At 74.2% G+C, this 23,395-nt stretch carries 19 protein-coding genes, 1 tRNA gene and 1 riboswitch; of the genes, 12 read left to right on the top strand and 8 right to left on the bottom strand.

Translation table 11 applies throughout. From position 1 onward, the window contains the following. Positions 1 to 84: 84 nt before the first annotated feature. The 4 genes from RMN57_RS19495 to RMN57_RS19480 all read left to right on the top strand — a co-directional run bounded on the left by RMN57_RS19495 (position 85) and on the right by RMN57_RS19480 (position 3,981). Complete coding sequence (locus RMN57_RS19495) at positions 85 to 501, top strand: PPOX class F420-dependent oxidoreductase (protein ID WP_313767886.1); 417 nt, start codon at positions 85 to 87, stop codon at positions 499 to 501. Positions 502 to 543: 42 nt separating this feature from the next. Continuing rightward, positions 544 to 990: a hypothetical protein gene (locus tag RMN57_RS19490; RefSeq protein ID WP_313764627.1), complete on the top strand. Its 447-nt coding sequence runs from the start codon at positions 544 to 546 to the stop codon at positions 988 to 990. A 338-nt stretch (positions 991 to 1,328) separates the two neighbouring features. Next, positions 1,329 to 2,552: an LPXTG cell wall anchor domain-containing protein gene (locus tag RMN57_RS19485; protein WP_313764626.1), complete on the top strand. Its 1,224-nt coding sequence runs from the start codon at positions 1,329 to 1,331 to the stop codon at positions 2,550 to 2,552. A gap of 202 nt (positions 2,553 to 2,754) precedes the next feature. Next, on the top strand, positions 2,755 to 3,981 hold the full coding sequence (locus RMN57_RS19480) for a hypothetical protein (RefSeq protein ID WP_313764625.1): 1,227 nt from the start codon (positions 2,755 to 2,757) through the stop codon (positions 3,979 to 3,981). Positions 3,982 to 4,025: 44 nt separating this feature from the next. Here RMN57_RS19480 and RMN57_RS19475 read toward each other — a convergent pair whose 3' ends face one another. Continuing rightward, the gene (locus RMN57_RS19475) at positions 4,026 to 4,766 is read right to left on the bottom strand and encodes an aquaporin (protein WP_313764624.1); all 741 of its coding nucleotides are present in this window, start codon (positions 4,764 to 4,766) and stop codon (positions 4,026 to 4,028) included. A 221-nt stretch (positions 4,767 to 4,987) separates the two neighbouring features. On the opposite strand from RMN57_RS19475, the gene RMN57_RS19470 reads away from it, so the two are divergent. Then, entirely contained in the window at positions 4,988 to 5,764 is a 777-nt protein-coding gene (locus RMN57_RS19470) for a MerR family transcriptional regulator (protein WP_313764623.1), read from the top strand. 70 nt (positions 5,765 to 5,834) lie between these two features. On the opposite strand, the gene RMN57_RS19465 is transcribed toward RMN57_RS19470, so the two are convergent. Continuing rightward, on the bottom strand, positions 5,835 to 6,902 hold the full coding sequence (locus tag RMN57_RS19465) for a helix-turn-helix domain-containing protein (RefSeq protein ID WP_313764622.1): 1,068 nt from the start codon (positions 6,900 to 6,902) through the stop codon (positions 5,835 to 5,837). Between the two features lie 233 nt (positions 6,903 to 7,135). Here RMN57_RS19465 and RMN57_RS19460 point away from each other — a divergent pair, with 233 nt between their 5' ends. Further along, on the top strand, positions 7,136 to 7,810 hold the full coding sequence (locus tag RMN57_RS19460; RefSeq protein ID WP_313764621.1) for a SigE family RNA polymerase sigma factor: 675 nt from the start codon (positions 7,136 to 7,138) through the stop codon (positions 7,808 to 7,810). Further along, complete coding sequence (locus RMN57_RS19455) at positions 7,807 to 9,261, top strand: hypothetical protein (protein ID WP_313764620.1); 1,455 nt, start codon at positions 7,807 to 7,809, stop codon at positions 9,259 to 9,261. Before RMN57_RS19460 ends, RMN57_RS19455 begins: the two co-directional genes overlap by 4 nt. 89 nt (positions 9,262 to 9,350) lie before the next feature. Here RMN57_RS19455 and RMN57_RS19450 read toward each other — a convergent pair whose 3' ends face one another. Then, complete coding sequence (locus tag RMN57_RS19450; RefSeq protein WP_380234864.1) at positions 9,351 to 10,850, bottom strand: aminopeptidase P family protein; 1,500 nt, start codon at positions 10,848 to 10,850, stop codon at positions 9,351 to 9,353. Between the two features lie 229 nt (positions 10,851 to 11,079). Beyond that, the gene (locus tag RMN57_RS19445) at positions 11,080 to 12,573 is read right to left on the bottom strand and encodes a PP2C family protein-serine/threonine phosphatase (RefSeq protein ID WP_313764619.1); all 1,494 of its coding nucleotides are present in this window, start codon (positions 12,571 to 12,573) and stop codon (positions 11,080 to 11,082) included. Positions 12,574 to 13,290: 717 nt separating this feature from the next. Here RMN57_RS19445 and RMN57_RS19440 point away from each other — a divergent pair. Further along, positions 13,291 to 13,926, top strand: a complete 636-nt coding sequence (locus RMN57_RS19440; RefSeq protein ID WP_313764618.1) for a bifunctional DNA primase/polymerase — start codon at positions 13,291 to 13,293, stop codon at positions 13,924 to 13,926. A 263-nt stretch (positions 13,927 to 14,189) separates the two neighbouring features. Here the strand turns inward: RMN57_RS19440 and RMN57_RS19435 are convergent, their stop codons facing one another. From RMN57_RS19435 to RMN57_RS19420, 4 genes are all read right to left on the bottom strand, one after another. Continuing rightward, a complete protein-coding gene (locus RMN57_RS19435; RefSeq protein WP_313764617.1) occupies positions 14,190 to 15,176 on the bottom strand; it encodes a DUF5926 family protein in 987 nt (328 codons plus the stop codon). Between the two features lie 240 nt (positions 15,177 to 15,416). Next, the gene (locus RMN57_RS19430; protein WP_313767884.1) at positions 15,417 to 15,992 is read right to left on the bottom strand and encodes an ATP-binding protein; all 576 of its coding nucleotides are present in this window, start codon (positions 15,990 to 15,992) and stop codon (positions 15,417 to 15,419) included. 423 nt (positions 15,993 to 16,415) lie between these two features. Beyond that, positions 16,416 to 17,282: a glycerophosphodiester phosphodiesterase family protein gene (locus RMN57_RS19425; RefSeq protein WP_313764616.1), complete on the bottom strand. Its 867-nt coding sequence runs from the start codon at positions 17,280 to 17,282 to the stop codon at positions 16,416 to 16,418. Between the two features lie 83 nt (positions 17,283 to 17,365). Further along, entirely contained in the window at positions 17,366 to 18,826 is a 1,461-nt protein-coding gene (locus tag RMN57_RS19420) for a cytosine permease (RefSeq protein ID WP_313764615.1), read from the bottom strand. Next, positions 18,819 to 18,967, bottom strand: a riboswitch (TPP riboswitch). (Overlaps the previous gene by 8 nt.) A 250-nt stretch (positions 18,968 to 19,217) precedes the next feature. Between RMN57_RS19420 and RMN57_RS19415 the strand changes: the two genes are divergently transcribed. The 4 genes from RMN57_RS19415 to RMN57_RS19400 all read left to right on the top strand — a co-directional run bounded on the left by RMN57_RS19415 (position 19,218) and on the right by RMN57_RS19400 (position 23,283). After that, positions 19,218 to 20,897 (top strand): trypsin-like peptidase domain-containing protein, encoded by a 1,680-nt coding sequence (locus tag RMN57_RS19415; protein WP_313764614.1) that lies wholly within the window; start codon positions 19,218 to 19,220, stop codon positions 20,895 to 20,897. A 62-nt stretch (positions 20,898 to 20,959) separates the two neighbouring features. Then, positions 20,960 to 21,047 (top strand) — tRNA-Ser (locus RMN57_RS19410). 196 nt (positions 21,048 to 21,243) lie between these two features. After that, the gene (locus RMN57_RS19405) at positions 21,244 to 22,368 is read left to right on the top strand and encodes a peptidoglycan-binding protein (protein WP_313764613.1); all 1,125 of its coding nucleotides are present in this window, start codon (positions 21,244 to 21,246) and stop codon (positions 22,366 to 22,368) included. Between the two features lie 81 nt (positions 22,369 to 22,449). Continuing rightward, entirely contained in the window at positions 22,450 to 23,283 is an 834-nt protein-coding gene (locus RMN57_RS19400) for a MerR family transcriptional regulator (RefSeq protein WP_313764612.1), read from the top strand. Positions 23,284 to 23,395: the final 112 nt, after the last annotated feature.

Below are 23,395 nucleotides of genomic sequence, written 5' to 3'. Positions count from 1 at the left end.
GGGACCGCCGTGCTCCGGCACGCCGCGCCGCCCCGGATCCTGCCGCCGGAGCGCCGCAGCGGCCAGGATGGGCCCATGGCACACATGACCGAGTCCGAGTGGCGGGCCTTCCTCTCCGCCGGCACCCGCACCGCCAAGATCGCCACCACCCGGGCCGACGGCCGCCCGCACGTCGCGCCGGTCTGGTTCCTGCTGGACGGTGACGAGATCGTCTTCAACACCGGTGCCGCCACCGTGAAGGGCCGCACGCTGGCCCGTGACGGCCGGGTGATGCTCTGCGTGGACGACGACCGGCCGCCGTTCTCCTTCGCCCTGGTGCAGGGCACCGCGCGGCTCAGCGACGACCTGCCCGAGGTGCGCGCGTGGGCGACCCGGATCGCCGCCCGCTACATGGGCGAGGACCTCGCCGAGCAGTACGGCGCCCGCAACGGCGTCCCGGGCGAACTGCTGGTCCGGGTCGGCATCGAGAAGGTCACCGCGGAACACGGGGTCGCGGGCTGAAAACCCGTGCCGCTGTCGGTGGCGCGTGGCAGGCTTCCCGGTATGACGGCGTGGACCCTCAACGACATCGAACGTGCGATCCGCTCCTCCTGGGGTGTCGACACCTGTGCGCCCGAGGACCTGGCCCACTGGCGTCCCGACAATCCCGCCCGCGGCCAGTGCGGGGTGACGGCGATGGTGCTGCACGACCTGCTCGGCGGCGAGCTGATGATGGGCGAGGTGCACGTCGACGGGGTCCGGACGGACCTGCACTGGTGGAACCGGTTCGCGACCGGTTTCGAGGTCGACCTGACCCGGGAGCAGTTCGGCCCGGAGGAGCACGTCGGCCCGGGCCGCCCGGTCGCCCGCCCGCAGCGCCCCGGCCGGCTCCAGGCCCAGTACGAGCTGCTGAGCCGCCGGGTGGTCGCCCAGCTGGAGGCCGCCCGGCCGGGCGCCGCCCCCGCCGCCGTTCCGCACGCCGTCGCCCTCGCCGGACGGGCCTGCGCCTGAGCCGGTGGGCCGGCCGTAAGGGCACCCGGCTCCGGGTCGACGCGCGCCGGGGTCGGAATTGCGCCACCGGACGGTGTTCGCGTACCGTCCCGCGGACGTGTACCGGTCATGCCGGGGTCACCTGGCGGTGGTGATCAAAAGCCTTGTACCGTAGCAGAGTTGGGCCAAACGGACAGGCCCGGGGGCGAGGGCGGGAAGCAAGAGGGGGACCCGCCTTCCGGAGTGGCCGATTCCTTCGGTAGTCTCCGTCGGACTTTCAGCTTCGCGGGGGGTTTGCTGCTCGGGCAGCCGTGCCCGCCGCTTCCCGGGCCGCGCCCGGACTCTCTCGTGAGGTCTCCTTGTCCAAGTCCATACGCCGCAGTTTCGCCCTCGCCGGCGCCGCCGCGCTCGCCTCCTCGATGGTGCTGGCCGGCGCCCAGGGCGCCGTGGCCGCCGGCACCACGGGTTCGCCGTCGGCCGCCGCCGCGCCGCAGGCTGACAAGGCCGCGCACCGCGCGCTCGACCTGTCCGTCGCCGGGGTGCCGAGCACCTTCATCGCGGGCGGCGAGCCCAAGCAGTTCACCTTCAAGGTCGACAACGCGACCAAGCACGACTTCGTGTTCTACCCCTTCCTCAAGTTCAAGAACCGTGAGGGCAGCCTGGAGGCCGACCACCTCAAGGTCGAGTACCAGCTGCCCGGCGGCTCCTGGCTGCCCGCCACCGTCGCCCCCGGCGGCGGCGACACCGACGACGACGCGGTGCTCATCATGCTCGGCGGCGTGGACGGCGACGGCAACGCCGACGGGGGCGCCCTGCTCGCGGTCAACCGCGGCAAGAGCCTGAACATCAACGTCCGCGCCTCGTTCACCAACGACGCGCCGCTCGGCAAGGCCGGTGTGGTGCCGGTGGTCTTCTCCGCGGAGCTCGACGACAAGAGCGGCGAGGCGGTCGACAACGGCCACTTCAGCTGCGACGGCATCAAGGGCGCCGGCTTCACCATCAAGGCCGGCGGCTCGGGCAAGCCGAGCCCGACCGCGAAGCCCACCACGGCGAAGCCGACCACCGGCAAGCCGAGCCCGACCGCGACGAAGCCGACCGGCAGCCCGACGACGAGCCAGTCGCCGACCGCCACGCCGACCGCGACCACGTCGCCGAGCGCCACCGCGACCGCCACCCCCACGGCGACCACGACGGCCACCCCGTCGGCCACGGCGACCCCGTCCACCACGGCCTCGCCGTCGGCGACCACCTCGCCGACCACCGCGCCGACCGAGACCGCCAAGCCGACCGGCCCGACCACCTCGGCCCCGGCGACCTCCCCGGCCGCCACCGCCCCGGTCGACACCACCTCGGCCGGTCCGCAGGAGCCGATCGACTTCCCGGTCTCCGTGCCGAACGTGACGCCGCCGAAGCTCACCCCGGCCGCCGTCTCCGGGGCCAAGACCGCCGCGGACAAGGCGCTGGCGACCACCGGTGGCGGTGACAACACCACCGCCATCGCGATCGCCGGCGGCGCCGTGCTCGCGGCCGGTGCCGGCACCCTCCTGGTGCTCCGCCGCCGCAAGTCGGCCCAGCAGGGCTGAGCCCGAGCCAAGTGCCCCTGGTGCGTCCGTCCGACGGACGCACCAGGGGCACGGTCGTTCCTCCGTCAGGCGGACGCGGGGGGTTCCCCGTCCTGACCCAGGCCCTCTCCTCCGGATCTTGCCGGGCGCACGGCGCGACATCCGAACGAGAGGACCTAGGATGACCGACCGGAGGGGGCGGAACGGCGCGGAGAGGTACAGGGTGCGGGGAGCACGTTCGGCACGGGCCACCACCGACTACGAGGCGGCCACCGGCCGGATCGCGGGCCTCCCGGTCCGCAGACACCACGTCCTCCTGGTGGCCTGGACGGTGCTCTGGTTCCTGCTGGTCGAGCCCAGCGGGGGCTTCTCCTGGCACTACCTGCGCCAGGGCGAGGAGCTGCTGTTCAGCGGGCGGTCCGACGGCGGCCTCTCGCTCTACGCGCACCACCCAGAGCTGCAGATCGGCCCGGTCAGCCTGGGCGTGGCGCGGCTGTTCGACCCGTTCCCGCCGCACACCGGGCAGGTGCTCGCCGAGGCGGTGATGTCCGGGCTCGGGCTGGTGATGCTGGTGCTGATCGGCCGCACCGCCGCCTGGTACTACCTGGGCACCGGGACCAACCACCGCCGGCTGCAGCAGCGGCTGCTGATCGCGGGGCTGGCGTTCATCCCGATGTGGGTGGAGGTCTCGGTCCGCTTCGCGCACCTGGACGACGTACTGGCGCTCTTCTTCACCACCCTGGCGGCGTACGAACTCAGCCGCGGCCGGGCCACCCTGGTCGCCGTCCACCTGGCGCTCGCGGTGGATTCGAAGCCCTGGGCGCTGGCCTTCGCCCCGCTGGTCCTCGCCCTGCCCAGACCGGCCTGGCTGCGGACGGCGCTCTGCTTCGCCGGGCTGGTCGCGGTCGCCTGGCTCCCGTTCTACCTGGGCAACCTGGACACGGTGGCCGCCGCCAAGTTCACCATCCCCAACCAGCCGGCCTCGTCGCTGCGCTGGTTCGGGGTCACCGACCCGGCCACTCCCTGGTGGGACCGGCCGACCCAGTTCGCCCTCGGCCTCGGACTGGGCTCGCTGGCGGTCTGGCGCGGCCGCTGGCCGGCCGTCGTCCTGCTCGGCGCCGACGCCCGGATCCTGCTCGATCCCAGCGTCTACACGTACTACACCGCCTCGATCCTGCTCGGCACGCTGCTCTGGGACGCGGTCGGCCAGCAGCGGCTGGTGCCCTGGTGGAGCTGGATCGCGCTGGCCGCCCTGTACGGGGGCACGCTGCTGATCCCGTCCGATTCGGGCCGCGGGTTCGTCCGGCTCGCCTTCGTCGTGCTCTCGGCGGCGTACGTCCTGCTCTGGCCCACCCGGCGGACGCGCCGGCCGCGGGCCGGGGGCGGCGACCCGCGGGGCCGGCGGACGGCCCGGCGGCGGGAGCGCACCCTGGTGGGTGCGGCGGGCTGACCGGCCGGGCCGGGCGCCCGGGGGCGGTGGCTGTCCGCGCGCGGCTACCGGGGGCCGGGGACGAGGTCGCGGGCGTCCTCCGGCACGACGGCCGTCCGGTCGGACCGGCCGAACAGGAGCCCGGCCAGCGCCACACCGCCCGCCGCACCGGCCGCCTGGGCGAGCACGAACCCGGGGACGGAGCCGGCGGCGATCCCGGTGTAGCTGTCGGTCAGGGCCCGCCCCACGGTGACCGCCGGATTGCCGAACCCGCCCGAGGAGGTGGCCCAGCAGGCCGCACCGACCCAGAGGCCGACCGAGGCCGGCACCAGGGCGCCGCGCCTTCCGCGGGCGAGGCCGGACACCACCAGGAGCAGCGTGCCGGTGGCCACCACCTCGCCGAGCCAGAGCGCACCGCCGTCCCGGGCCCGTCCGGACGGCTCGGCGAACGGCCGCTCGAACATCACGTTGGCCAGGCCCGTCCCGACCACCGCGCCGGCGGTCTGCGCGGCGGCGTAGGCACCGAGCTCGCGCAGGCCCGGCCCGTCGCCGCCGCGCCGGCCGGCCCACCACGCGCCCGCCGTCACCAGCGGGTTGAAGTGCCCGCCGGAGACCGGACCGAGCAGCCGGATCAGTACCGTCAGGGCGATTGCCGAGGCGCCGACGTTGGCGAGGAACCGCACCCCGCCGTCCTCGGTGAGCGCGGCGGCCCGGACGCCCGAGCCGACCACCACGGCGGCCAGCGCCGCCGTGCCGACCGCCTCCGCGGCCAGCCGTCGTCCCAGGGGCGGAGAGATCGTGGTCATGGCGACATGGTCGCGGTCGCCGTCCGGCCCGGCAATTGGCGGCTTCGTCCAACCCGCGCCCGGCCCGGGCACCCCCGCTCGGAGACTCGCACGGGGCTGTCGACCGCCGCGGCGGACGGGACCGGTGAAACTGGCTTGACCCTCACGCAGCGGGAGGGCGGAGGCTCGTGGTCAGCACGAAGGGAGCCCCGGATGAGGGAGCGGATCGTCGGAGGACGCGCATGAGCGGCGGCTACACGGTGGGGCAGGTGGCGGGGATCGCCAAGGTGACCGTCCGGACCCTGCACCACTACGACGAGATCGGACTGCTGTCCCCCGAGGGGCGTACCCGGGCCGGCTACCGCCGCTACCGGGACGCCGACCTCGACCGGCTGCAGCAGATCCTGTTCTACCGCGAGCTGGGGTTCCCCCTGGAGGAGATCGCGGCCATCCTGGACGACCGCTCGGTCAGCCCGAGCGAGCACCTGCGGCGCCAGCACCGACTGCTGAGCGACCGCATCGCCCACCTCCAGGAACTGGCCGCGGCCGTCGAACACGCCATGGAGGCACAGAAGATGGGTATTCAGCTGACCCCGGAGGAGAAGTTCGAGGTCTTCGGCGAGGCCTACCGCGAGGAGTGGGAGGACGAGGCCGAGCAGCGCTGGGGCGACACCGAGGCCTGGGCGCAGTCCCAGCGGCGCACCGCCGGCTACGCCAAGGCGGACTGGCAGCGGATCAAGGCCGAGGCGGACGCCCTGAACGACCGCCTGGTCGCCGCCTTCACCGCCGGGGAGCCCGCCGACGGCGGCCCGGCCATGGACCTCGCCGAGGTCCACCGGCAGCACATCGTCGACAACTTCTACGACTGCACCTTCGAGATCCACCGGGGCATCGCGGGGATGTACGTCGCCGACCCCCGGTTCACCGAGGTCTACGAGCAGCTCGCGCCCGGGCTCGCCCGGTGGCTGCACGACGCCATCCTCGCCAACGCGGCCTTCCGCACCGGCGAGCGGGGCTGACGCGCCCCGCCGTCGCGGGGCCGGGCCGCTGTGGGGCTCGGGCCGCTGTGGGGCCCGCCACCTGGCGGGCTCAGGCGACGCCGCGGCCGAACGAGCGGCGGTAGGCGGTGGGGGAGGTCCGCATCACCCGGCCGAAGTGGTGGCGGAAGGTCGCGGCGCTCTCGAAGCCGACGGCCACGGCGATCTCCTCCACCGAGCCGTCGGGCGATTCCAGCAGGGGGAGGCTGGCCGCGATGCGCTGGGTGACGACCCAGCGCATCGGGCTGGTGCCGTTGCGCGCGGTGAAGTGGCGCAGGTAGGAGCGGTCGGACATCTGCGCGGCCCGGGCCAGCACGGAGATGGTCAGCGGCGAGGAGAGGTGGTCCAGCGCCCACTGCATCGAGCGGGCGACACCGTCGTCCTCCTCCTCGACCGGTCGGATCGCGGCCTCGATGAACTGGGCCTGCCCGCCGTCCCGGTGTGCCGGTACGACGAAGCGGCGGGCGACGCTGTTGGCCACCTTGGCGCCGTGGTCGCGGCGGACCAGGTGCAGGCAGAGGTCGATCCCGGCGGCGCTGCCGGCGCTGGTCAGCACCGAGCCGTTGTCCACGTAGAGCACGTCCGGATTGACCCGCACCGACGGGTACCGCTGCTGGAGCAGCTCCGCGTACCGCCAGTGGGTGGTGGCCTCGCGCCCGTCCAGCAGCCCGGCGGCGGCCAGGGCGAACGCGCCCGAGCAGATCGACACGATCCGGGCGCCGCGCTCGTGCGCCGTCCGCAGGGCGGCGACCAGCTCGGCGGAGACTCCCCCGGCCGGGCGGCCGGGAGCCGCTCCCACGCCGCCGAAGGCGTTCGGCACCCCGGGGATCACCACGGTGTCGGCGGCGGCGAGTTCGTCCAGTCCGTACCGGGCCGTCAGGGAGAAGCCGCCGACCGCGTCGAGCTCGGTGCCGGGCCGGTCGGCGCAGACCTTCAACCCGTACCAGGGCGCCGCCAGCAGCCCGGCCAGCTCCGGCCTGGCCAGCCCGAACACCTCCACCACCACGCCGAGTTCGAACGGCGCCATGCCGGCGAAGGCGTACACCGCGACGTCGTGCACCGGTTCGGGCCGCCGGCCGATGGCGACGGCCACCGGTCCGGACTGGCTCTGCTGGGCCATGGGAACCCCCTGCTGACGGGTGGCGGAATGTCGGTGAGTGTAGCCCTTCCGGCCAACGTGGATTTCCCCGGAACCCGCCTGCAACCCCCGCGCCGCCCACACGTCCATCACTACGGGGGCGGAACCGGTCGGAGATCCTGGCGCTGGCATGATTCCGCTGATCGCGAACTTGATCACGGTTCCTGACGGGGCGGCAGAACGCCGATCACGTCCTGGGGGAAAGCAGAACGTACATGTCCATGGCCATCGGGCCGATAGCGGGACCAGCGAGAGGGCGGGGCGTCCTCGCCGGAGTGGTCGGGCTGCTGTTCGGCGTCCAGGAGGCCGGCCGGTCGGCCGACCTCCCGGGCGCGGAGCCGGAGGCGGCCCAGCGCCGCTCCGGCTTCCGGCTGTTGCGCGGTGGCCGGAAGCCGGCCGAGGACCGGCCCACGCTGACCGACCTCTACCACGCCCACCGGCTCGGTCTGGTGCGGATGGCGGTGCTCCTGGTCGACCATCAGGATCTCGCCGAGGACGTCGTGCAGGAAGCTTTCACCCAGCTCTACCAGCGCCACGGAGAGCACCTCGACGATCTGGACAACGCCCTCGGGTACCTGCGGACCTCGGTGGTCAACGGTGCCCGGTCCATGCTGCGCCGCCGCAAGACCGCGCGTGAGTACGTTCCGCCGCACGAGGCGGACGCGCCGTCCGCCGAGGACCACGCCGTCCTCAACGACGAGCACCGGCGGGTGCTCGTGGCGATGCAGGAGCTCACCCCGCGCCAGCGGGAAGTGCTGGTGCTGCGCTACTGGTCCGACATGTCGGAGGCGCAGATCGCCGAGACCCTGGGGCTGTCCCGGGGTGCCGTGAAGTCCACCGCCAGCCGGGCTCTGGACGCCTTGGAGAAGCACCTGGAGAAGGTTCGATGACCAACGAGAATTCCCGCCTGCCCGGCGGTGGTGCCGATCCGGGCGAGAGCCCGATGGAGCAGCTGCTGCGTGAGGCGATGAACGCCCGCGCCGCGCAGATCACGGCGCACGACCTGCGCCCGGCCGACCCTCCCAGCCGAAGAATGCGCAGGCTGCGGCCGGTCTACCTGGCCGCGGTGCCGGCGTTCGCGCTGGCCGCGGCGCTGGCCGTCGGCGTGCTCGGCTTCCGCGCCGACGACGTCGCCGACCACCGGACGCCGAACCCGGCCGCCACCCTGACCACCGAGCCCGCCAGCCCGTCCCCCACGGCGACCGCGACCCCGTCCCCCACGGCGACCACGAGCGGCTCCCCGTCCCCGTCCTCCACGGCCGACGACGAGCCGGACGTCCCGGCCGGCCGGCCCAGCGGCGCCCCGACGGCCGGCCCCTCGACCAGCGCGCCCACCACCTCCGGGACGGCGACCCAGGTCACCTTCCGCGGCGTGAAGTTCAAGGCCCCGGCGGGCTGGCGGGTCCTGGATCCCCAGCAGGGCTCCCCGAACGTGTGTGTGCTGAGCCCCGGAGCACCGCAGCCGGGCACGGAGGAGGACTGCACGCCCTACGGGGTGCTCGTGACCTCCTACAACACGGCGGACGAGGTCGCTCACGCGCTGTGGCCGTCCCAGCAGTTCCTCGATTCGGACTCCGGATGGTCCCCCCAGCCGAGCTGCCCGGTCTGGGGGAAGCCGTACGTGCCCACGGCCGCGGACAAGATCACCAGTACCGCTGTCCGCACCAGGGACATCGTGGCCGGCCGACCCGTCTACAAGACGCAGTGGCAGGTCACCTGCAACGCCACGGACAAGTTCACGGCCCAGATGTGGGGCCTGAAGGAAGACCAGGTCTTCGTCTCCGCGGTCGGCCTCAAGTCCGAGTACCAGGCCGGCCTGGTCTCGATGCTCGACAGCATCGACCTGAGCGGGCGCCAGGCGCCGTCGGCGCGCACCAACCAGAACGACATCGGCATCACCGTGGAGGGCCTCGGTACGGGCCAGCAGGTGCCCAACAACGGGACGCCGGTGACCTTCTCGGTGACGTACAAGAACACCAGCCAGACCAACTACGCCAAGGTCCAGCCGTTCGTGATCACCGAGCACTACGCGGGCACGCCGGTCTCCAACGCTCCGGTGGAGTCCAACTCCGGCGAGCTGGAGCGCCTGGACGGCGAGACCTGGACGCAGGTGGCGATCTCCGAGGGCAGCGACACGGGTTACGCCACCGCCGATCCGAAGTCGCTGTTCCCGCTGGCCCCCGGGCAGAGCAGGACGGTCAAGTTCCGCCTCACGATGGACAGGGGATCCGGGCCCGGCGTGATGCCGGTGACGGTCAAGGCCACGCTGCCCTACAGCGGCAGCGGTGAGTTCACCACGATCGGTGAGCGCAGCATCCCGGTCCGCGTGGTGGCCAAGTAGCGGACGACGCCGGAGCCCGGCCCCCCACGAGGGGAGCCGGGCTCCGGCGTGTCCCGGTCGGGACGGGCGACGCGTGACGGGCGCCGGGCTCAGGCGAGCGAGGCCATCCACGCCTCGACGTCCTCGGCGCGGCGCGGCAGGCCGGCCGAGAGGTTCTCGTTGCCGTCCGCGGTGACCAGGATGTCGTCCTCGATCCGGACGCCGATGCCGCGGTACTCCGCCGGCACGGTCAGGTCGTCCTCCTGGAAGTACAGGCCGGGCTCGACGGTGAGCACCATGCCCGGCACCAGCAGGGCGTCGACGTGCTCCTCCCGGCGGGAGTGGGCGCAGTCGTGGACGTCCAGGCCGAGCATGTGGCCGGTGCCGTGCAGGGTCCAGCGGCGCTGCAGGCCGAGCTCCAGCACCTTCTCGACGTCGTACAGCGACGGGTCCAGCAGGCCCCAGGCGAGCAGGCGCTCGGCGAGCACGCGCTGGGAGGCGTCGTGGAAGTCGCGGAACCGGGCGCCGGGCTTCACCGCGGCGATGCCGGCCTCCTGCGCGTCGTAGACCGCCTGGTAGATCTTCCGCTGGAGCTCGTCGAAGCGCCCGTTGATCGGCAGGGTGCGGGTGACGTCGGCGGTGTAGAGGGTGTGCGTCTCCACGCCGGCGTCCAGCAGCAGCAGCTCGCCCGGGCGGACGGCGCCGTCGTTGCGGACCCAGTGCAGCGTGGTGGCGTGGGCGCCGGCCGCGCAGATGGAGCCGTAGCCGACGTCGTTGCCCTCGACCCGCGCGCGGCGCCAGAAGGTGCCCTCGATCCAGCGCTCGGAGGTGGCGACGGCCTGGCCCAGCTCGCGGACCACGTCGGTGAAGCCGTTGACCGTGGCGGTGCAGGCGGCACGCAGCTCGCCGATCTCCCACTCGTCCTTGACCAGCCGCAGGCCGCTCAGGAACTCCTTGAACTCGGCGTCCTTGTCGGCGTCCAGCACGTCGGCGAGCGCGGCCTCCAGGCCGGCGTCGTGGCCGCGCACGATCCGGGTCGGGACGGTGCCGGACTTCGCCCGGTCGGCCAGCTCCTCGGCGGCCCTGCGGACGTCGCGGGCCGGCAGGCCGAGCAGCTGCTCCTGCTCGGCGAGGCTGTGCCGGCGGCCGACCCAGAGCTCGCCGTAGCCGTCCAGCCAGAACTCGCCGTTCTCGCGGTCGGAGCGGGGCAGCAGGTAGAGGCCGAAGACGTGGCCGGAGTCGCCCGTGGGCTCGGCGACCAGCACCGCGTCCTCGGTCTGGTCGCCGGTGAGGTGCACGTACTCGCTGGCGGCGCGGAAGCTGTAGTCGGAGTCGTTGGCGCGGACCTTCAGGTTGCCGGCCGGGACCACCAGGCGCTCGCCGGGGTAGGCGGCGGAGAGCCGGGCGCGGCGCTCGGCCGCGTACGGGGCCTGGGCGACCGGCTCCAGGCCGTGCAGCTCGGTGTCGGCCCAGCCGGACTTCATCGAGGCGGCCAGTTCGTCGGAGACCCCGGAGTACAGGCCGTTCTTGCGGCCCTTGAACTCCTGCGGCTGCTCCTCGCCCCCGGCCTCGGGGTTCTCGGCCACTGCCGGGGTGCGGTCCTCGGTCACGTACGTCGCCTCCTTGCGCGTGCGGCCGCCCCATGGGGGTGTCCCGGGGGCCGGAGCCCTGGGGCGCGTCGGATCGCGACACGCACGGGCGGCCGTGCGTCCATGGTACGGACGTCCGCCGGCGCGCCCGGGCGGGGGAGCGGCGGGCGGTACGCGGACGGCCCGCGCACCGTCCGCGTACCGCCCGCCCGGGGCCCGCGCACCGCCCGCCCGGCCTCCGCCCGGCGGGCTACTCGAAACGGGCGGCCAGCAGCATCAGGTCGTCGGTGGCGGCTCCGGCGGCCGGGTCCGGGCAGACGGCCAGCAGGTGGGCGCAGAGCCGGTCCGGGTCGATCCGCACGTCGCGCGGGGCGTCGGCGGCGGCCCGGCGCAGGTTGGCCTGTCCGGCGTGCAGGGTGGGCCCGCAGCGGCGGGCCAGTCCCTCGGTGTAGAGCAGCAGGGTGTCGCCGCGGTCTGCGGTGAGCTCGACCCCGGGCGCCTCCCAGCAGGAGAGCATGCCGAGCGGGGCGGAGAGCGAGGTCTCCACGAACTCGGCGCCGTGCCGGGTGACCAGCACCGGCGGGCAGTGCCCGGCCCCGGCCAGGGTGATCCGGCGGTCCTCCGGCTCCACCCAGGCGTACACGGCGGTGGCGCTGCGGGTGGGCTCGGTGGTCTTGAGCAGCAGTTCGAGGTCGCCGAGGACGGAGACCGGGTCCTCGCCCTCCAGCACCGCGTACGCCCGCAGCGCCGCCCGGACCCGGCCCATCGCGGCCGCCGCGCCGGGCGCGGAGCCGGGCCCGGCACCGGGGCCGTCACCGGAGACGCTGCCGACGGTGAGGCCGACGGTGCCGTCCGGCAGCGGGATGGCGTCGTACCAGTCGCTGCCGGCGGAGTGGTCCAGGCCGGCCGGGACCAGCCGGGCGGCGAGCCGCAGGCCGGTCGGCCGGGGGAGCCGGTCGGGCAGCAGGCCGCGGCGCAGCGCCTCGGTGGTGCGGCGGACCTTCTCCGCGTCCAGCTGCTTGGCCAGCAGCGGGGCGGCGACCTCGCAGTAGCGGTGGGCCAGCTCGCGCTGGCGCTCGGTGGGACCGGCGGGCTCGTCGTAGAACCAGAGCGCGGCGGCCAGCGGGCCGTCCTCCTCGGTGGCGAGCGGCAGGCCGTAGCAGCCGCCGAGGCCGAGGGAGGCGGCGAGCTCGCGCAGCCGGGCGCCGACCGCGGGGTCGTGGGCGAGGTCGCGGCACTCCAGCTGGTCCGGCCGGTCGCGCTCGCGCAGCAGCCGGGCCACCGGGCTCTGGTCGGCCGGCACCGTCTCCAGGGAGCCGAGGCTGGCACGGTCCAGGCCGTGCCCGATCGGCCGGCCGGGGCCGCCGCCGGGTGCGGCGGTGACCAGCAGGGCCCGGTTGGCGCCGAGCAGCGCGGTGCCGGACGCCAGCAGGGCGTCGACCGTGGCGTCCAGGCCGCGGGCGCGGGCGAGCCGCTCGGTGTGCTCGTGCAGGCTGGTGAAATCGGACAGCCGTCCGGCCAAACGGTCCTGCAGCCCGGCCGGGGGTGCGCTCCGGCCGTCGTCGGGGGCCGGCTCGCCGGCGGCCGCGGGCCGTCCGTCGCCGGCTCCGGCCGGGTCGGCCTGCTCCTCGGCCGGTCCGGCGGCCGGGCCGGGGAAGCCCGGATGGTCGAGCACCGAGAGGCCGCTGGCGCTGCCGGGCTCGCCCGGCTCGGCGGACGTCGACGATGCGTGGGACTCGGTCATGCCGCCACTCCTGACGCGGTACGTGTCATACGGAACCCCCCAGGTACGGCCGATTGGAGCGAGGACGGCCAAAGGGCGCGTTCCGCCTCGATTCGCTACTACTCGTCATTGATCGTCAGCAATGCCACCACTTCTACACAGGCCATTCGGGGCATGTCCAGATCCGTACCGGTGCCGGTCTCCGGGTCCGCCGCCCACGGGCCGCCCCCGGAGCCGGTCCCGGAGCAGGCCCCGGTGTCGTGCCCGGCGGCGGGCCCGACGGGTGCCGGAGTGCGCCCGGGAACCCGCGCGGGGGCGCGTTCCGATCGAGCGCGCGCCGGGTGCTGCCGCGGGCCCGGCCGGGGTGTTCCCGGTGGCCCGACGGTGGCGTGCGGAGGGCATGGACCGGCCGGAGAACGGGCAGAACCGTCAGGACGGCCCGGATGGCCGTCCGGATCGTATGCTTTCGCCGCCCGGTGGGCCGGGCCGGCCGGAGGTCACTCACTCGTACGGTGGAACCAACCGCGCCCGGGCGGCGTCCATCCGGTCGCATGCGGGATTCTCGTTCCAAGGGCTGTTCTAATCCGCGGCCCTTCTCAGGTCGTGCTCCACACCGTGCTCCACCCCTGCCCACGCCGTTCGCCATGCCCGCCGCCCCGATCCGGGCCGGTGCGGCGCTCCCCGACGCGGGCCGCGGGCCGGGAGCGAACCGAGCGGTCACGGAAAGGAACGAGTGCCATGCGCGAGAACCCGAGCAACCCTCCGGCGGCCCGTTCGGCCCGGCTGGCCGCGGCCCTGGCGGCCGCCGTCGACCACCGCTGGCCCGTGGTGCCCGGCACGCTGCTCCGCGGCGGGCGGTGTTCCTGCGGGGACCAGGACTGCCCCGTCCCCGGTGCCCATCCGCACGATCCGCCGCTGCTCGCGGCCACCACCGATGCCCGGATGGTGCGTTGGTGGTGGGAGCGGCAGCCGGACGCGCCCGTGCTGGCCGCGACCGGCCGGACCGTCTCGGCGGTCAGTCTGCCCGCGGCGGCCGGCGCCCGGGCGCTCGCCTACCTCGCCGCGCTGCGGCTGCCGCTCGGCCCGGTGCTGGCGCTGCCCGGCCGCTACGCGCTGTTGGTCGCCCCGTACTCGCTGGAGGTGTTGGGTGAGATGCTCGCCCAACTGCCGTGGGTACCGGGGTCGTTGCGCTACCACGGGTCGGGCGGCTTCCTGCCGCTGCCGCCCGGCGGCGGGACGGGGAGCCGGGTGCGCTGGGTGCTCGCGCCCCGCCCGGCGGCCGACGGCGGGGTCTGGCTGCCCCAGGTGGGGCCGCTGCTCGGCGAACTGGTCGAGGCGGCGGTCCGGTTGGACAGCGGCCGCTCGGCGTACTGACGGCCGCGGACGGGCCGTGCCGGCGCGGGGCGTACGGGCTGCGGCCACGGTGCCCGGAAAGTTGATCGGACACGGTGCAACCGGGGCGGCCCCGGCGGAAAACAAAAGATCCGGCCGCTGGCGACGGGGGATGCACCAGCGACCGGACTCTTTAGACAGTAACAAGGATCCGCGGCTACGCCAATTTCCAAGATGCCCTGGCCGTCCGGAAATTGCCGTTCGGACGGACAATGTGACGCGTATCACCCGGATCCCGGTCGCCTTTAGTTCAAGGTGACCTGACGGTTCACCAGGTTCGCGCGGGCGCGGCGCTCCTCGGCGGTCAGCGGCTGCTCGTCGGCGAGGGTCTCGGCGAGCCGCTCGGCGAACTCGGCGGCGGGCTTCTCGCAGTCGGCGGCCGTCATGGCGAGCGGCAGGTCCCAGACCGGAACGGTCAGGCCGTGCGCGCGGAACGAGCCGACCAGGCGGGTGTCCGGGCCGAGCGAGGACTTGTCGGCGGCGGTCAGCCGGGCCAGCGCGTCCAGCAGTTGCTCCTCCGGCACGGTCATCACCCAGCGGAGGTGGTTCTTGTCCGGGGTGCCGCACCAGTAGGCGGAGTCGACGCCGCTCAGCTTCTCGGTCGGGATGGCCGAGGCGTTGGCGCGCTCCAGGGACGCGGCCACCTCGCCGGTGGCGGTCTCGGCGTCCTCCAGCCAGAACTCGAAGCCGGTGTGCACGGCGGGCGCGAACTCGGCCTGCAGGTCCAGCAGGTCCTGCAGGCGGCGGCCGCCCGGGACGGTACGGCGGGCGGGCACCGGCGAGCCCGGCTCGGCGGCCAGCGCCAGCTCCAGCGCGTCGGCCAGGTCGCGGCTGAGGTCGCCGGAGGACGACTGGGTCTGCAGGCCGAGCAGGATCGAACCGTCCTGGCGGCGCAGGGCCGGCCAGGCCAGCGGCAGGACGGTGGCCAGCGTCACCGACGGCACCTCGCCGGTGGCGGTCTCGGCGACCCCGGCGGCCAGCGTCAGCGGGACGGTCGCGGCCGGCACCAGCTCGCGCAGCGCCACCCAGTCGGCCTCGCCCGGCAGGCCCTCGAACGGGCGGTGCACCAGCTCCTGCACGGCGTGCGAGGCCTCGCGGCCGTGGCACGCCTTGTAACGGCGGCCCGAACCGCAGGGGCAGTTCTCGCGGGCCCCGACCACGGGGATCTCGCCCGTGACGGCGGTGGTGGACTGGCTGCGCTGCGGCGCCTTCTTGGCGGCCTTCTTGCCCATGGTGCGGCTCTCCCGGGGACGGTGGTGTTGTGCTCCGGGCAGCCTACTGACGTTCCACCGGCGCGTGGGCACACGCCGGGGCCTGGGGCGGTGGGGCGCGGTGGGCAGCTCCGCGGGCCGGTTCGGCCTGCGGGCCCGCTCGGCCTGCGCCTGCGGGCCGCGGGGCCGGCGGCTCCCGGGGCCTGCGGATCGCCCTGGCCGCGGGCCGGGAGAGGCCCGGGCCGGCGAACCGGTCGGCCGTCAGGCGCTGCGGGCATCACCGCCGGTGCGGCGGGCGTGGCGGGCCCGGGCGGGCAGCGCCGCCCACACCGTCACCTCGCCGGGCGCGTCGCGCACGCCCCAGTCGCTCGCCAGCTGGTCCACGATGCTCAGGCCGCGGCCGCCGCGCGAGGTCAGCGACGGGCTGGCCGGGGACGGCCGGGTCTGTGCCCCGCCGTCGGTCACCTCCAGGGTGAGGACGCCGTCCGCGTGCATCTGCCAGCGGACCAGGATGCCGCCGTCGTCGGCACCCACGTCCTCGACGTCCCGGGACCGCTCCTGCGAGCGGTCGTCCGATCTGCCGGGTCGGGCCGCACCGCCGGCCGCCCCGGAGGGGACGCCGACCAGCACCTGGCCCACGGCCTCGGCGCGGGCACTGCGGCCGAGCACGGGCAGCGGCCCGAGCGGCCGGGCGTAACGACAGGCATTGCTCAACAGTTCGGAAAGGATCAGAACAGCATCATCAATGACCGGTTCCGGTATCTGCCGGTCACCCAGATCTCGACGCAGTCGGCGCCGTGCGACCCCGACACTCGCTGGGCCGTGCGGCACTGCCATGGTCGATGAAGTCGGCACTTCACGCGCCACCATCAACGCCACCCCCGGACCTCCTTCAGCGTATGCCGAGGGATGGATGCCCCTTGGTAATGCGTCGGAAACGACCGCACGGCGATCCCGGTCGGACATTTCGAGCCGGGCGACACACGGTGCGCGACAGGTGATTCACCGCTCACCCTCTGTCGTGAAACGCAGAATCCACGGCAGAAAAGCGACAGCGGAAGGTTTGAGTCCCTACCAAGACGATCAACTGAAGCGCCGCGCGACGGCCCGGTGGACGGTGGCCGAAGCGGCCGTGGCGGCCGTGGCGGCCGTGGCGGCCGTGGCGGCCGGGGCAGGCGTGGCAGCCGGGGCAGCCGGGGCAGGCGGGGCGATCGGGGCGCCCGCCGGGCCGGACCGTCACCGGCCGAGCGGGCCGGACCGTCACCGGCCGAGCTGGGCCAGCACCTCCGCCGGGCGGTTGGTGATGATCGCCGACACGCCCAGCTCCAGGCAGAGCTCCACGTCGTCCGGCTCGTCGACGGTCCAGACGTGCACCTCGTGGCCCAGCTCGCGCAGCCGGGTGACCAGCCGGGGCTTGGCCCGCACCAGGTCGATGCCGGGGCCGGCGATCCGCGCGCCGCCCGGCAGCGCCGCGCCCGGCCGCAGCCGGCCCTGCAGCGGCAGCATCCGCTCGAACAGGAACACCCGCGGGTACTGCGGTGCGGCGGCGGCCACCCGGGCCAGGGCCAGCGAGGAGAAGCTCATGATGCGTGCCCGCGGACGGTCGCCCCCGGGGCCGTCGGCCTGCGCAGCGGCTCCCGGCGCACCGGCTCCGTGGGCGCCGCCGATCCCGAACCGGTCGAGCATCCGCAGCAGCTCGCTCTCGACCCGGCCGCGGAACCGGACCGGGTGCTTGGTCTCGATCGCCAGGTCCACCGGCCGGCCGCAGTCCGCGACCAGCTCCAGCAGGCTCTCCAGCCGCAGCACCTCGCGCAGCTCCGGGTCCCGGCTCGGCACGCCGGTCTTCCAGGCGCCGAAGTCGTGCGCCTCCAGCTGCGCCAGCGTCATCGCGGAGACCGTGCCGCGGCCGTCCGACACCCGGCCGATCCGGCGGTCGTGGACGCAGACCAGCCGGCCGTCGGCGGTCACCCGGACGTCGCACTCGACCGCGTCCGCGCCCTCCTCCAGTGCCCGGCGGTAGGCCGCAAGGGTGTGCTCGGGCAGGGCGTGCGAGGAACCGCGGTGGGCGATCACCTGGACGGGCGGCGCGGTGCGCGCCGCCGCAGGCGAGAGATCAGGGCTGGTCACGGCGTCAACGATAAGCGTCGGAAGTGAAGCGGAAGCGAAGACGGCCCCAATCCGCGGGGCCGTCTTCGGGTGCGGGCGGGCGGTCAGCGCCGGCCGCGGGTCAGCGGCGTGAGCGCCCAGGTGGCCAGCGCGGGCACCAGGAAGCCGAACAGCGAGGCCGAGGTCCACTCCTGCGGGGTGAAGTGCAGGGCCTCCTGGACGGAGGTCCAGAAGTCCGTCCACCAGCCGGCGATCGCGGTCGGCGCGATCAGCTGGTACACCGCGAAGCCGAGCGCCCACGGCAGCAGCATCAGCCAGCGGGACGGCGCGTCGGCGGCGAGGTTCCAGCCGCGCCGGCCGGCGCCGAGGAAGTAGTCCACCGCCAGCACCGCGAACATCGGCACGAAGACCGAGCCGATCAGGCCGAGGAAGGCGTAGTACGAGTCGGTGAACTCGGTGATCTGCAGCGCCAGGACGGTGATCAGCAGGCCGGTCGCGCCGGTCAGCACCCGGCGGTCGACCTTCGGCAGCAGGTTGTGGACCGACATCGCGGTCGAGTAGACGTTGGCGAAGGACTGGTCGGTCTCGCGCAGCACCAGCACCAGAAGGAAGAGCCAGCCGGCCCAGACGCCCAGGAACGAGTCGAAGATCCTGGTCGCGTCACCGTCCGCCTGCAGCAGCGCGAACAGGCCGAGCACGTAGCACCAGACCTGGGCGATCGTGTAGCCGGAGAAGCTGCCCCAGAACGCCGCCCGCGGGGTGCGGGAGTGGCGGGTGTAGTCGGCGGCCAGCGGCACGAAGGAGATCGAGACGGCGATCATCGCGTCGGTGGCCCTGAGGAACCCGTGCCAGTTGCCCGCGCCCGGGTCCGGGACGCCGTGGCGGCCCAGCTGGACGGTGAAGTACACCATCGCGACCGCCACGGCCGCGGCGACGAAGCGGCGCAGCACCGCGATCGCCCCCAGCGGCCAGATGGTCAGCGCGGTGGTCACCGCGCCGGCCAGCACCACGAACACCCAGCGGTAGCCCTCGGTGTGCGCCACGGTCTGCGCGCCCATCGCGATGACCAGCAGCTCGTACACGCCCCAGCCGATGCACTGGACGATGTTCAGCACCGTGGGCACGTACGAGAGCCTCGTCCCGAACAGCCCGCGCAGGTTGGCCATCGCGGGCGCGCCGGTGCGGGCCCCGATCAGCGCGGCGACGCCGAGCATCGCGGTGCCGACCACCGTGCCGGCCACGATCGCGGTCACCGCGGCGGCCAGCGACAGCTCGCTGCCGGGGGCGCCGAGCACGGTGGCGGCGGTGGTGAAGCCGATCAGGCTGACGCCGAGGTTCATCCAGAGCGCGAAGTGGTCCCGGAAGCGCAGGGTGCGCGGCGGCTCGGTGTCCAGCACGAGCGGGGCCTCCACCCGCTCGCCCCGGCCGTCCCGCTCCGGGCGGTCCAGCACCGCGGTGGAACCGCCGGCGGAGGCCGTGGCGTCGGAGTGAACGGTCGTGGACGACTCGGGGAGATTCTTGGACGCGGGCGCGCCCGAAGAAGAGGATGGCGAAGCAGACGGCATGGCCGATACTCCCTACGCCGGCATTACCCGGACAGGTTCCGGCGGTCTGCGCCCCCTCGACGGTCCGGCCACGGAGCCCGTGGCGTACGGTCGACCGGCGCACTCTCAGCCTGGTGGGTCCAAGCTCCCGCGTGTCAGTTTGGAGCGACAGGCTAACCGCCCAGGTGGGGAACGCCAAGGCCGTGGTCCCGGCGGTCCGCATCGCGGGACGGCGCGCCGTCGGCGCGGGGGCGCGGCAGGGGGTTGCGCGGGGGGCGCCGCGGTGGCTCCGGCACGTGCTGTTGGACCGGGCTAAGGATTCTTATGAGTTCTTCAGAAGGGTCCTTACGACAATCGAATCGGGTGTGCGAAAAACTATGGTTGTTGGTCCTGTCAGCTATGGAGGTCGTCCGTGAGCACCGAGCGCGAGGTTGGGTCCACCGGGCCGCAGGGGGAGCAGCCCTCCGGCCAGGGGGTGGTTGGTCCCGTTCCTGACGGTTCGGCGCAGTTCGCGCCCGCCCCCGCAGCGGCGCCCGAGGCCGACTACACGCTGGCCGAGGCCGCGCCCGCCGCCCCGGCGGCCGGCGGGTCCACGCCGACGCTGGCGTTCAGCAAGGTCAGCGCCCCCGAGCCGGCCGTCCCGGCCGCTCCGGCCGCCGCCCCGGCCGTGGCCGACACCGGGTACATCGACGCCCCGCCGCCGGTCCTGCCGCCCGCCGCGCCGGCCGGCTACCCGTACGCGGCGCCCGCTGCCGCGGCCCACGACCCGTACGCCGCCCCGGGTGCGCCCGCCGCCCCCGGCGCGACCGGTCAGCACCACCCGTTCGGCGCCGGCCAGCCGCTCGGCGGCTGGGGCGCGCACGACGTCACCCCCGGTGCCCCCGGTGGCCCCGCCGGCCCCGGCTACCCGGGCGGCCCGCTCGGCTACCCGTCCGACCTCCCCGGCGCCCCCGGGCCCGGCGGCCCGCGCAAGAAGCGCGGCGGCCTGGTGGCCCTGATCGCCGCCGTCGCCCTCGTCGCCGGTGTGGCCGGCGGCGCGGTGGGCGTGACCGTCGCCGACCGCGACGGCAGGAGCGTCGCCTCCGCGGACGACCACCGCAGCACCACCGTCCAGGCCAGCAGCCCGCAGAAGAACGAGCCCGCCCCCGGTTCGGTGGCCGGCATCGCGCAGAAGGCGCTGCCCAGCGTCGTCACCATCAAGGCCCAGGGCAACGGCGAGTCCGGCACCGGCACCGGCTTCGTCTTCGACACCGAGGGCCACATCCTCACCAACAACCACGTCGTCGCGCCCGCCTCGAACGGCGGCAAGCTGACGGTCAAGTTCGCCGACGGCAGCTCCTACGCCGCCTCCGTGCTCGGCCGCGCCGAGGGCTACGACGTCGCCGTGGTGAAGCTGGACACCCCGCCCAAGGGCAAGCTGACGCCGCTTCCGCTGGCCGACTCCGACAAGGTCAACGTCGGCGACTCCACCATCGCCATCGGCGCCCCGTACGGCCTGGAGTCCACCGTCACCACCGGCATCATCAGCGCCAAGGACCGCCCGGTCGCCTCCGGCGACGAGACCGGCGCCCAGTCCTCGTACATGAACGCCCTTCAGACCGACGCGTCGATCAACCCCGGCAACTCCGGCGGCCCGCTGCTCGACTCCACCGGTGCGGTGGTCGGCATCAACTCGGCGATCCAGTCCAACACCTCCAGCACCGGCCGGGCCGGCAGCATCGGCCTCGGCTTCGCCATCCCGATCAACCAGGCCAAGTGGGTCGGCGAGACCCTGATCAAGACCGGCAAGCCCGTCTACGCCAAGCTCGACGTGCTCCGCAACGACGACTACAAGGGCGAGGGCGCGCAGATCCAGACCCGCGACATCCAGGGCACCCCCGCCGTCACCCCCGGCGGCGCGGCCGACAAGGCCGGCCTCAAGCCGGGCGACGTCATCACCAAGCTCGGCGGCGTCCCGATCGACAACGGCCCCGCCCTGGTGAGCCGCATCTGGACCCACAAGCCCAACGAGACCGTCGACGTCGAGTACACCCGCAACGGCCAGACGTTCACCACCAAGGTCACCCTCAGCGAGCGCGTCGGCGACAACTGACCGCCGCCTCCGAAAACCGTGTGCACCGAACCCCGCCGAAACCGTTAGGCTGACCTCCGCCTGGAGAGCTGCCCGAGCGGCCTAAGGGAACAGTCTTGAAAACTGTCGTGGCGTGACCCGTCACCGTGGGTTCGAATCCCACGCTCTCCGCTGGTAGGAGAAACCACCTGCTCAAGGCGGGTGCCGGAAGGATCCGGCACCCGCCTTTTGCGTTCCCTGGGGCGGGGCGGGGGGCGGAATTCACCTGAACGGGGGGTTTGGGGCGGAGGTGTCCTCGGGGTGGAGGCGGGGTCTCGTGTGTCGGGGGTAAGGGGCGGACTGCCCTGGGCCCGGCGAGGAGAGACAGATGGCCTGGTACCCCGGCGCGGAGAAGATGGAGCTCCAGCCCGAGTCGGACGCGCAGCCGGCGATCGTGCCGACGCAGGTGATCTTCCACAGCATCGCGGCGCCGTGGACGCCGCGGCGGATGTACGAGTACTGGCGGGACTCCACGAACCTGGAGTCGCACTTCGGGGTCGGCTACGACGGGGCGGTCGGCCAGTTCGTCGGGACGCAGACGCGGGCCGACGCCAACTACCGGGCCAACCGGCGGGCGGACGGGACCGGGGCGGTGAGCGTCGAGTCGGCCAGCAACGACCAGCACACCGACCCGTGGACGGACGCGCAGGTGGCGGCAATGGTCGCGCTCGGAGCCTGGCTGCACCGGCAGCACGGCATCCCGGTGCGGGTCTGCCGGAGCACGGACGACCCCGGCTTCGGGTACCACCGGCTGTTCCCGGACTGGTCGGACGGCGGCACCGCCTGCCCCGGTGACGCCCGGGTGCGGCAGTTCCACGACCTGGTGCTGCCCGGCATCGACGCCTTCGTGGGCGGCGGGGGCGGGACGGGCACCCCGCTGCCGCCGCCGCGGTCGGACGGTGCGCCGGCCCGGTACCGGGTGACCGTCAACGGGCTGGAGTACGGGTACGGCGCGCACGGCCCGCAGGTGCGGGAGGTGGGCGAGGCGCTGGTGGCGGCGGGCCACGGCTCGCACTACACGGCCGGTCCGGACGAGGAGTGGCGCGACGCCGACACCCTCAACTACCAGGACTACCAGCACGGTCTGGGCTACACCGGGTCCGCCGCGGACGGCGTACCCGGGGAGGAGTCGCTGCGCCGGCTGCTCGGGCGGCTGCCCTCGCCGCGCCGGGTCTCGCTGGCCCACGTCGTCGCGGCGGCCCGTACCGACCCCGGCGCGGAACAGGGGCACCAGACCTACGGCGGCGAGGTCCGGATCGTCGAGCAGGCGCTGGCCGACGAGGGGTTCCTGGAGCAGCGCTGGGTCGACGGCTCGCTCGGCACCAGGACGGTGCAGGCGTACGCCGCCTTCCAGCGCAGCCTCGGCTACTCGGGGACGGACGCGAACGGCATCCCCGGGCAGCGCAGCCTGCGGGAGCTGGGCCAGCGACGGGGGTTCGACGTGATCGACTGAGCCGGCCCCGGGGAGCCCGGCCCCGGGTGCGGATCCGGCGCTTGACCATGACACCGTGTCAGGGGCTGCACTGGAGGCATCATGTTCAACATCGGAGACTTCGCCAAGCACGGCCGGGTGTCGGTCCGCATGCTGCGCCACTACGACGCGATCGGCCTGCTGCGCCCGGCCCGGGTCGACCCGGTCAGCGGCTACCGGTCCTACGAGGCCGCCCAACTCGCCCGGCTCAACCGCGTCATCGCGCTCAAGGACCTCGGCTTCACGCTGCAGCAGGTCCTGGACGTCCTGGACGACCGGGTGGACGCGGGTGAGCTGCGCGGGATGCTGCGGCTGCGGCGGGCCGAGCTCGCCGCGGCGATGGCGGCGGACGCCCAGCGGCTGGCCCGGGTCGAGGCGAGGCTCCGGACGATCGAGAGCGAGGGAAGCATGCCTGAGCACGATGTCGTGGTGAAGCGGGTGCCGCCGGTCCGGGTGGCGGAGCTGACGGCCGTGGCGGCGAGCTACGAGCCGGAGGACATCACGCCGGTGATCGGCCCGCTGTTCGCGGAGCTCTGCCGGCGGGTGGCGGAGGCCGGGGTGGCCGGGACCGGCCCGTCGGTGGCCCGGTACGAGGACACGCCCGAGGGGGACGGCTCGGTGCTGATCCGGGTGGCGATCCCGGTCGGTGCGTCGGTGGAGTCCGCGGTGGAGCACGGCTTCGCCGTGGTCGACCTGCCGGAGATCGAGGAGGCGGTGACCGTCGTGCACCGCGGCTCGATGGACGACGCGCTGGGCGCCTTCCAGACGCTCGCCCGGTTCATCGACCAGAACGGTTACCGCTCGACGGGGTACGCGCGGGAGCTGTACCTGGAGTGCCCGGAGTCCACGGCGGACTGGGTGACCGAGCTTCAGGAGCCGGTGGTCCGCGCCGGGTAGGGCGCGGGCGGGCGGGGCCGTGCTGCCGCCGCCGTGAGGCGGTCGGCGGCGGCCGGTCCGGGCGGTGGTCGCTCCGGGCGCGGTAGGTCGGCGGCTTGCCCTCGACCAGGTC

Source organism: Kitasatospora sp. CM 4170, from assembly GCF_032110285.1.
GTDB lineage: Bacteria > Actinomycetota > Actinomycetes > Streptomycetales > Streptomycetaceae > Kitasatospora > Kitasatospora aburaviensis.
Note: the sequence above shows the minus strand (reverse complement) of the source record. Positions and strands in the feature narration are given on the sequence as shown.